Raw genomic sequence first — 8,909 nt, forward strand, 5'->3', positions numbered from 1 at the left:
GGCCGGAACCGGGTCCGCGCCGTTCGGCGAAGCCGGGATCGGCCGGACCGCAGACCGTTCGGGCGCGGGTGTCGGCTCCGCTGCCGGAGCTGGCTCCGGTGCCGGAGCCGGGACCCGCGCCGGGACCGGCCTTGGAGCCTGGAGCGGTCCCGGAGCCTGGGCCGTTGCCTGGGCCGGAGCCGGTCCCGGAGCCGAAATCGGTGCGCGGCCCGTCGTCGAGACCGATCGGGGGGCGGTCCGCGGGCGGGGGGCCGCCGGGTACCGGACCTTCGAGGGGATCCCGTACGCCGCCCCGCCGACGGGGCCGCTGCGCTGGCGGTTCCCGGAGCCGGCGGCGCCCTGGGCGGGCGTGCGGGACGCGGGTGCGCCCGGGGCGCGGTGCGTGCAGTTGCCCGCGGTGGGGCCGGGTGGTCCGAGCGGCTCGGAGGACTGCCTGTTCCTCAACGTCACGGTCCCGGGCGGGACGGCCGGCACCGGACCGTCGCCGTCCACCGCCGGGAGCGGCCCCGGAGCCCACCCGGCGCCGAACCTCCCGCCGGGGGCACCCGGACCGGCCCGGTCAACCGGACGGGAGCCGTCGACCGGACCGGCGGGAGCCGCTCGCCCGGCGGGAGCGGCCGGACCGACGGGAGCGGCCGGACCGGCGGGAGCGCCCGACCCGGCGGGAGCGCCCGGCCCGGCGGAAGCGCCCGGCCCGGCGGGAGCATTCACGGACGGGCGCCCGGCCGGGCCCCCGCAGCGCGCCGGAACCACCGCCACCCCGCCCCGGCCCGTCATGGTCTGGTTCCACGGCGGCGGTTTCATGAACGGTGCCGGGGACCTGTACCGGCCGGGCCGGCTGGCGGCGGCGGGCGGGGCCGTGGTCGTCACGGTCAACTACCGGCTCGGGATCTTCGGGCTCTTCGGGCACCCCGCGCTCCACGGGGCCCCCGCCTTCGCGCTCGCCGACCAGCAGGCGGCCCTGCGCTGGGTGCGGGCGAACGCCGCCCGCTTCGGCGGCGATCCCGGCAACGTCACCGTGTTCGGCGAGTCCGCGGGCGGCCTGAGCGTCTGCATGCACCTCACCTCCCCCGCCTCGGCGGGCCTGTTCCACCGGGCGATCGTGCAGAGCGGCTCCTGCTCGCTCGTCGTTCCGGCGCACTCGCTGCTCCCCGCGCTGCCCGCCTACGAGCCGTTCGTGCCGGAGTCCCTGACCGTGGCCCGGGGCACCGCGGCGGCGATCCGGCTCGGCTGTGGCCGTCCGGTGGGCGAGGAGGTACTGGAGTGCCTGCGCGGCCTCGCCCCGGAGGCCCTGGCGACCCCCGAGCTCACGACGCTCTTCTCCGCGGTGTCCTACGGCACCCCGCTGCTCCCCGCCGAGCCCCGGCGGGCTCTGGAACGGGGGGAGTTCCACCGGGTCCCGGTGGTGCAGGGCTCGACCCGCGACGAGATGCGGATCTTCCTCGGGCAGACCCTGGCCGCCTACCCGGTCGCCGACCCGCAGGCCTACCGGTCCCGGCTGCGCGCCGCGTTCGGGACGCACGCCGGACTCGTGGAGGACGCTTATCCGGTGACGGACCATCCGACGCCCGCGCTGGCCTTCGCCGCCGCGCTCACGGACGCCTCCTTCGTCTGCCCGCAGCTGCGGGACAGCCGTGCGCTGGCGCGGCACGTGCCGACGTACGACTACGGGTTCGACGACCGGCGCGCACCGGACTTCACCGGGCTGCCGCCGGTGCCGGGCTTCCCGTACGGGGCCTCCCACGGCTCCGAACTGCCGTACCTCTTCGACACCGGGCTTCCGATGAGTGCCGCGCAGCGGGTGCTCTCGGAGCGGATGACCGGCTACTGGACCCGGTTCGCGGCGACCGGCGATCCGAACGCCCCCGGGACGGGGCCCTGGTGGCCGCGCTCCCCCGCCGTGCTGTCCCTGGCGCCCGAGGCCCTGGCCTCCGAGGCCCTGGCGCCCGAAGACACGGGCGGCATCCGCCCGGTGGACGCGGCGGCCCGGCACCACTGCGGGCTGTGGGACTCCGTAGGACAGGCTCTCGACGAAAGGGCGGGCTCGTGACCGGTTTGAGCGACATCCTCCGGCCGTACGTGGACGACGGAACCCTGCCGGGTGCGGTGGCCCTGGTGGACCGCGGCGACGGCAAGGAGCCCGAGGTGGCAGCCGTGGGCGGTGCGGACGCCGGGGGCGAGGCCCCGATGGTGCGCGACTCGATCTTCCGGATCGCCTCCCTCACCAAGCCGGTCACGGCGGCGGCGGTCATGATGCTGGTGGAGGACGGCCGGTTCGCGCTCACGGACGCGGTCGCGCCCTGGCTGCCGGAGATCGCCGGACCGGTGGTCGTACGGACTCCGGGGAGCCCTGTCGACGAGGTGGTCCCGGCGAAGCGGCCGGTGACGGTGGCCGATCTGATGACCTTCCGCGCGGGGTGGGGCTTCCCCTCCGACTTCTCGCTCCCGGCGGTCGCCCCGCTCTTCGGCGAACTGTGCCAGGGCCCGCCGCGGCCGCAGGAGGTCGTGGGGCCGGACGCGTGGATGGCCGCGCTGGGCCGGATCCCGATGCTGTACCAGCCGGGCGAGGCCTGGTTGTACAACACCTGCTCGGACGTGCTGGGGGTGCTGATCGCCCGGGTGGCGGGGTGCTCGTTGCCGGAGTTCCTGGCGGAGCGGATCTTCGAGCCGCTGGACATGCCCGACACCGGTTTCGCCGTGCCCGCGGGGCAGTCGGGCCGGTTCACGCACCTCTACCGGGCCGGCGCGGACGGGGGCCTCGACCTCGTGGACGCCCCCGACGGGCAGTGGAGCTCCGTGCCCGCCTTCCCGTCCGGCGCGGGCGGACTGGTCTCCACGGCGGACGACTACCACCGCTTCGCGCGGATGCTGCTCGACGAGGGCGGCCCGCTGCTGTCGCCCGATGCGGTGCGCCGGATGACCACCGACTGGCTGACCCCGGCCCAGCGGGCCGGTGCCGCACTGTTCCTGGAGGGCCAGGGCTGGGGCTTCGGCGGGTCGGTCGACGTCACGCAGGCCGACCCGTGGAACGTGCCGGGCCGCTACGGCTGGATCGGCGGCACCGGCACCGCCGCCCACATCGTCCCCTCGACGGGGGCCGTCACCGTCGTGCTGACCCCGCGGGAGCTGACCGGCCCGTCGCCGTCCCCGGCGATGCGCGCGGTGTGGGCGTACGCGGCCGCCCCGTAGACCGCGTACGCCCTCGCGCCCCTGCCGGCCTAGTGGTTCTCGGTCGGCCGCAGATCGCGCGGGATCAGCGTCCAGGTGGTCGCCGCGGCGGCGATCGCGAGGACACCGGCCATCAGGAACGCCGGGGTGATCGCGAGGGTGTAGGCCTGCGAGGCCGCGTCGAGCAGGGTCCGGCCGAGGCCGCCGCCGAGTTGTTCGGCGGTGTGGGCGGCCTCGCCCACGGAGTCCCGTACGGCGGCCAGCGTCGGGGCGTCCAGGTCCAGCGCCGGGAGGTTGCCCCGGTAGAGCGCGGCGGCGGTGGAGCCGAGGATGGCGACGCCCATGGCCGAGCCGAGTTCGTAGCAGGTCTCCTCGATGGCGGCGGCGCTGGAGACCTCGTCGGCCGGGGCCGCGGAGATGAGGGTCACCGAGGCGACGGTGGTGGCGATGCCCGCGCCCAGGCCCATGATGGTCAGCGCCGCGGCGAAGGCGGGGTAGCCGAGGCCGGTGAACTGCTGGAGGGTCCAGGGCAGGGCCATGCCCGCGGCGAGGACCACCAGACCGCCGCCGAGCACGTGGCGGATCGCGAAGCGCTGCATGAGGCTCGGGGCGAGCATCGAGGCGCAGATCAGCGCGAGCGGGGCGGGCAGCAGGCGCAGTCCCGCCTCCAGCGGGGTGTAGCCCTGGCCGTACTGGAACCACTGGGTGACCAGGAACAGGATCGCGCCCATGCCCACCATGGGCAGGAAGATCGCGGTGGCGGCCACGCTGAAGGCGGGCTTGGTGAAGAGCCGGACCTGGAGCAGCGGGTTGGGGACGCGCAGCTGGCGGCGGACGAACAGGGTCAGCGATACGGCGGCGAGGATCAGCAGGGCCCACGGCAGCGGGTCGGCGATACCGCTCTTGCCGAGCTGCTTGATGCCGCCTGCGAGGGCGAGCATGCCGACGACGGACTGGCCGACGCCGGTCCAGTCCCACTTACCGGCGGCGCGCGGGGAGCGGGATTCGGGGAGGTAGCGCAGGCCGGCCGCGACGATCACCGCGGTGACGGGCAGGTTGAGGAGGAAGGCGGAGTGCCAGCCGTAGTCTTGGACGAGCAGGCCGCCGATGACGGGGCCGAAGGCCATGCCGCCGCCGAAGACGGCGGCCCAGACGGCGAGGGCGAAGGCGCGTTCCTTGGCGTCGGTGAAGACGCTGCGCAGGATCGACAGGGTGGAGGGCATGATCGCGGCGCCGCCGACGCCGAGGAGGGCGCGGGCCGCGATGACGTGCCAGGCCTCGGTGGAGAACACGGCGATGAGCGAGGCGAGGGCGAAGATGCCGAAGCCCACCATGAGCAGGCGCTTGCGGCCCCAGCGGTCGCCGAGGGCGCCGGCGGTGACGAGCAGCCCGGAGAGGGCCAGCGCGTAGATGTCGATGATCCACAGCTGCTGTACGGCGCCCGGCTGGAGGTCGCCGACGAGCGAGGGGAAGGCCACGTTGAGGATCGTGGTGTCCATCGAGATGAGCAGGAGACTGCCGGAGAGGATCGTGAGCACGATCCAGCGGCGCGGGTCCTGCGTGGGGGTGTGCATGGGGTTTCCGTTCACGGTTGTTTCACGGTCGTACGGGGGTGCGGTTCGGGGGTGCGGGGTTCAGGCCGCCGGGGACGGCCGGGTTCCGCTGAGGAAGGAGGCGAGGACGAGCCGGCCGATGTCGCGCCGGGCGAGGTGTCCGTCGCGGACGCCCTCGGCGGCGGCGTCGAGCAGTCCCCAGAGCGAGTACCAGATCCAGTACGCGGGCAGGTCGACGCGGAGCCGGCCGAGGCGCTGGCCGAGGGCGAGGAAGCCGAGGGCCCGCTCGTCCTGGCGCTGGATCCCGGCCCGGAACTCGGGGTCGGCGAGCACGGTGGCATCGCGCGAGGTGAACCCGTACAGGTGCGCGGCGGGCAGCAGCCCGGTGACGAGCCGCTCCAGCGCGGCGTCGAACTCCGCCCCGTCGGCGGCGGCGGGCAGGTCGGCGGGGGCGAGACACCCGTCGACCACGTCGATGGCCCGGACGGCGACGGCCTTGAGGAGTGCCTCGCGGGTGGCGTAGCGGCGGCTGAGGGTGGCACGGCTGGTGCCGATGCCTGCGGCGATGTGCGCCATGGAGGCACTGTGATCACCTGCGAGCACGCGTGCGGCGCCGTCCAGCAGCTCTTCTTCGTTCATCATGCGATCCTCCTTCGTATCAAACGATACAAATTTGTCTCACATGATGCAACTCTGTTGCGCGACATGCGCGCAGCATGGCCCGCCGTACGCTGTCCGGGTGATGACGGACGAGGGCAAGGGCTCCGAGCAGGCGCGCTCCGCGGCGGCCGCGGCGGCGAAGTACGAGAAGTGGAAGGAGAACGGCGTACTGCTGCGCGCGTTCTTCTACATCGCCGGCACGCACCTCTTCGCCGGCTTCGTCTGGCTGCTCTTCCTGCTGGGCGAGCACGCCGAGAAGTAGCCTTGCCGGGCGGGGTGCCCGGGTTCAGTCCTGGCCGTCCGTGCCCGTGCGGGCCCGGGCGCCGGAGCGGGTGCGGCCCGGGGTCTGGGCGCGTTCCGGGTGGCGGCGGACGTACTCGCGTTCCAGTTCCGTCATCCGCTGGGTGTGCGTGACCAGGGCGTCGTCCGAACCGTGCAGCAGGGTTTCGTGGCGCGTGCGGTGGATGGCTTCGAGTTCCTTCATCAGGCGGCCCTCTTCGAGCCCGCCCGCCGACGGCCCGGCCTCGCGCGCCTCGTGCTCCGCCATGGCAGGTCACCTCTCCCTCGGCCGGGCCGGGCGCATCGCCCGGCCGCGCTCACTCCATCATCCCGGAAGGGTGGGGATAGACACTGTCTACGGCCTGGTGGTAGACAGTGTCTATGGACAGGGGACTGCGTGAGCGGCTGATCGACGCCGGTGTGGAGCTCGTGACGGGCGAGGGGACCGCCGCGCTCGGGCTGCGGGAGATCGCCCGCCGGGCCGGGGTCTCCCACGGGGCGCCGCGGCGGTACTTCCCCACCCATCACGCGCTGCTCTCCGCGATCGCCCGGCGCGGGTTCGCGGAGCTCGGCTCGCGCATCCCCGCCGCACCGGCCGGCCCGGGGGCGGACGATCCTCGCGGGCAGGTGCGGGCGCTGGGCCGCGCGTACGTCGGCTACGCGCTGGAGCGACCCGGCATGTTCGAGCTGATGTTCCGCCACGATCTGCTGGACGGCTCCGGGCGGGACGGAACGCCGGAGGCAACGGAAACGACGGAGGCCCCGCTCAGGGACTCGACCCTGCCGATGTTCGAGCTGCTCGTCTCCCTCGTCGCCCGGTGCCGTACGGACGGTGAGCCCCGGATCACCGCCGCGGCGCTGTGGGCCAATCTGCACGGCGCGGCCCAGCTGTGGTCCCGGGGCAGCCTGCCGCTCGCCCTCGGCGGCGACCCGGAGGGCGTCCTCGACCGGGTCGTCGACGCCGCCGTCGACGCGCACCTGCGCCCGTGAGGCCCCGCCTCGCGCTCTGCGTCAGCGCGGCCGGAGCCATGCTCGTCGCCCTCGACGGGACCGTGCTGCTCATGGCGCAGCCCAGTCTGCGGCGGGACCTCGGCGCGAGTATGGCCGAGGTGCAGTGGACGAGCGGCGCGTACCTGCTGAGCGTGGCCGCCTTCCTGGTCCTCGCCGGCCGGCTGGGCGACCGGTACGGGCACACCCGGCTGTTGTTCACCGGCGTACTCGGCTTCGCCGCGGCCTCGGCCGGCATCGCACTGGCTCCCGGGGCCGGCTGGGTGATCGCCCTGCGTGCGGCCCAGGGGCTGTTCGGGGCGCTGCTCCAGCCGGCCACGCTCGCCCTGCTGCGGCTCGCGTACCCGCCCGCGCGGATCGGCGGGGCGGTCGCGGTGCGGACCGCGGCGATCGGACTGGCCGCGGCGGCCGGGCCGCTGCTCGGGGGCGTGCTGGTCGAACGCTTCGGCTGGCGCGCGGTGTTCGCGGCGAACGTGCCCGCCGCCCTGGCGATCGCGGCGGCGGCGTTGTTCGTACGGGTCCCCGCGCCACCGCCCACCGAGCCGGGCGGCCGGATCCGGCCCGGCGGTGCGGCCCTCCTCGCGACGGCCCTCGCGGCGCTGGTCCACGCGCTGGCCGGGGTACCGGAACACGGCTGGTCGGGGCCCCGGACCCTGGCCGCGTTCGCCGCCGCGGCCGCACTGGCGGCCCTGCTCGTCCGCTCGGAGCGCCGCTCCGCCCAGCCCCTGGTGCCGCGCCCGGTGGCCCGCTCCGTCCCGGTGACGGCGTCCGTCGCGCTGCTGGCCCTGGTCTCCGCCGCCCTGTTCGGGGCGCTGTTCGGGGCCAGCTTCGCGCTCCAGGACGCGGCGGGGCTCGATCCGGTCGCCACCGGGCTGCGCGTGCTGCCGATGACGGCCGCGATGGTCCTGGGCGCACCGGTGGCAGGGGCCCTGCTGCGCCGGTTCGGGGCCCGCGGGACGGCGATGGCGGGGACCGGGCTGGTGGCGCTCGGGATCACGGGGCTGGGTCCGGGCTGGGGCTTCGGGGTGCTCGGCGCGGGCTTCGCCGCGGTGATGGTGACGGCCACCGGCACGGTGGTCGGGGACGCCCCGGCCGGGCACGCGGGGGTGGTGGGCGGGCTCAAGCAGACCGCGATGAACGTGGGGCCCGCCCTCGGCATCGCGGTGGCCGCGGGGACCGGGGCTTCGCCCCTGGCGCTGGCCGCGCTGGCCGCCGTAGGACTGCTGCCCGCCTCCCGGCTGCCCGCGTCACGACTGCCCGCACCCCTTCCGTCCGTACCCCTTCCGTCCGCACCTCTTCCGCCCGCGCCCCTTCCGTCCGCGTCACGGCCGGCCCGCGGCGGTGGCCGCGCGGGCCGTGCAGCTGCGCGCCACCTCGTCGGCGAAGGCGCGGGCGAGCGGGGCGAGGGCGGACCAGCGCCGGACGGCCCAGCCGACGGCGAGCGGCGGCAGGGCGGGGACCGGCACCAGGCGCAGCGGTCCGGCTGATCCGGGGACCTGCCAGCCGGGCAGTGCGGGCACCACGGCGTGGCCGAGGCCCAGTTCGGTTAGGAGGAGGGCGGTGTCCCAGTCGGCGGCGCCGGTGTCGGAGCTGATCCGGACTCCCGCGTCGGCGAGGGCGGCGTCGAGGTGGGCGCGGGAGGAGGAGTTCTCCGGCAGCCGGATGTGGCGGACGGCGCCGAGGTCGGCCGGCTCCAGTAGGGAACGGGTGGCGAGCGGGTCGTCGGCGGCGACGGCGAGGACCCAGGGCAGCCGCATGACGGGGCGTTGTTCGATGCCCCGCACGGGGGCACCGATGGTGATCCACGCGAGGTCGAGGTCGTCGGCGGCGAGGGCTTCGAAGCAGTTGCGGCTGGAGTTCTCGGTCCGGAACTCCAGGCTGACCCGTGGGTGGCCGTCCCGGAAGGCGACGATCGCCTCGGCCATGAAGTGGCGCACGGTCGTGGCCCCGGTCGTGACGCGGACCGAGCCGCCGTCGCCCCTACGGAGGGCCTGCAGCGTTCGCTGGGCTGCGACGAGCGCGGCGTTGCCGTCGGCGGCGGCCGCCCGGAGGATCAGCCCGGCCTCGGTGGGCGAGACTCCGCGTGGGTGCCGCTCCAGGAGCGCGGCGCCGGTCTCCTTCTCCAGGCGGCGGATGTGCTGGCTGACGGCGGACTAGGCCGTCTCTTTACGATATATACGCGACCACAATATACGAAATTTAAGAACACGGTGCGCGCGGGCAGGTGTGTTTACAAATAAA

8 protein-coding genes and 1 pseudogene are annotated in these 8,909 nt (G+C 75.1%); 5 read left to right on the top strand and 4 right to left on the bottom strand.

The features are described from left to right. Positions 1–196: 196 nt before the first annotated feature. Both ACFWNV_RS28440 and ACFWNV_RS28445 read left to right on the top strand, forming a co-directional pair. Entirely contained in the window at positions 197–2,050 is a 1,854-nt protein-coding gene (locus tag ACFWNV_RS28440; protein ID WP_383952564.1) for a carboxylesterase family protein, read from the top strand. Then, positions 2,047–3,189, top strand: a complete 1,143-nt coding sequence (locus ACFWNV_RS28445) for a serine hydrolase domain-containing protein (RefSeq protein ID WP_383952521.1) — start codon at positions 2,047–2,049, stop codon at positions 3,187–3,189. The genes ACFWNV_RS28440 and ACFWNV_RS28445 overlap by 4 nt, the downstream gene beginning before the upstream one ends. A 29-nt stretch (positions 3,190–3,218) precedes the next feature. Here the strand turns inward: ACFWNV_RS28445 and ACFWNV_RS28450 are convergent, their stop codons facing one another. Both ACFWNV_RS28450 and ACFWNV_RS28455 read right to left on the bottom strand, forming a co-directional pair. Next, entirely contained in the window at positions 3,219–4,742 is a 1,524-nt protein-coding gene (locus ACFWNV_RS28450) for an MFS transporter (RefSeq protein ID WP_383952523.1), read from the bottom strand. 60 nt (positions 4,743–4,802) lie between these two features. Next, a complete protein-coding gene (locus ACFWNV_RS28455) occupies positions 4,803–5,363 on the bottom strand; it encodes a TetR/AcrR family transcriptional regulator (RefSeq protein WP_383952525.1) in 561 nt (186 codons plus the stop codon). Between the two features lie 100 nt (positions 5,364–5,463). On the opposite strand from ACFWNV_RS28455, the gene ACFWNV_RS28460 reads away from it, so the two are divergent. After that, on the top strand, positions 5,464–5,643 hold the full coding sequence (locus ACFWNV_RS28460) for a DUF6126 family protein (RefSeq protein WP_383952566.1): 180 nt from the start codon (positions 5,464–5,466) through the stop codon (positions 5,641–5,643). 24 nt (positions 5,644–5,667) lie between these two features. On the opposite strand, the gene ACFWNV_RS28465 is transcribed toward ACFWNV_RS28460, so the two are convergent. Beyond that, a complete protein-coding gene (locus tag ACFWNV_RS28465) occupies positions 5,668–5,928 on the bottom strand; it encodes a DUF6158 family protein (RefSeq protein WP_383952527.1) in 261 nt (86 codons plus the stop codon). 113 nt (positions 5,929–6,041) lie between these two features. On the opposite strand from ACFWNV_RS28465, the gene ACFWNV_RS28470 reads away from it, so the two are divergent. Further along, positions 6,042–6,650, top strand: coding sequence for a TetR/AcrR family transcriptional regulator (locus tag ACFWNV_RS28470; RefSeq protein WP_383952529.1), 609 nt, complete (start codon positions 6,042–6,044; stop codon positions 6,648–6,650). Between the two features lie 38 nt (positions 6,651–6,688). Continuing rightward, positions 6,689–8,155 carry an MFS transporter gene (locus ACFWNV_RS28475; protein WP_383952567.1) on the top strand — a complete coding sequence of 489 codons (1,467 nt, stop codon included), beginning with the start codon at positions 6,689–6,691 and terminating at the stop codon, positions 8,153–8,155. Here the strand turns inward: ACFWNV_RS28475 and ACFWNV_RS28480 are convergent. Continuing rightward, a pseudogene (locus ACFWNV_RS28480) lies at positions 8,090–8,809 on the bottom strand (LysR family transcriptional regulator); the annotation flags it as partial. The gene ACFWNV_RS28475 and the pseudogene ACFWNV_RS28480 overlap by 66 nt on opposite strands. Positions 8,810–8,909: the final 100 nt, after the last annotated feature.

It is taken from the genome of Streptomyces sp. NPDC058401 (assembly GCF_042722885.1).
Classification (GTDB): Bacteria; Actinomycetota; Actinomycetes; order Streptomycetales; family Streptomycetaceae; genus Streptomyces.

Bases quoted from the DNA above. Each gene is read 5' to 3' on its own strand.
- ACFWNV_RS28475 (WP_383952567.1), top strand. From the start codon at position 6,689: ATGCTCGTCGCCCTCGACGGGACCGTGCTGCTCATGGCGCAGCCCAGT.
- ACFWNV_RS28455 (WP_383952525.1), bottom strand. From the start codon at position 5,363: ATGATGAACGAAGAAGAGCTGCTGGACGGCGCCGCACGCGTGCTCGCA.
- ACFWNV_RS28465 (WP_383952527.1), bottom strand. From the start codon at position 5,928: ATGGCGGAGCACGAGGCGCGCGAGGCCGGGCCGTCGGCGGGCGGGCTC.
- ACFWNV_RS28450 (WP_383952523.1), bottom strand. From the start codon at position 4,742: ATGCACACCCCCACGCAGGACCCGCGCCGCTGGATCGTGCTCACGATC.
- ACFWNV_RS28460 (WP_383952566.1), top strand. From the start codon at position 5,464: ATGACGGACGAGGGCAAGGGCTCCGAGCAGGCGCGCTCCGCGGCGGCC.
- ACFWNV_RS28470 (WP_383952529.1), top strand. From the start codon at position 6,042: ATGGACAGGGGACTGCGTGAGCGGCTGATCGACGCCGGTGTGGAGCTC.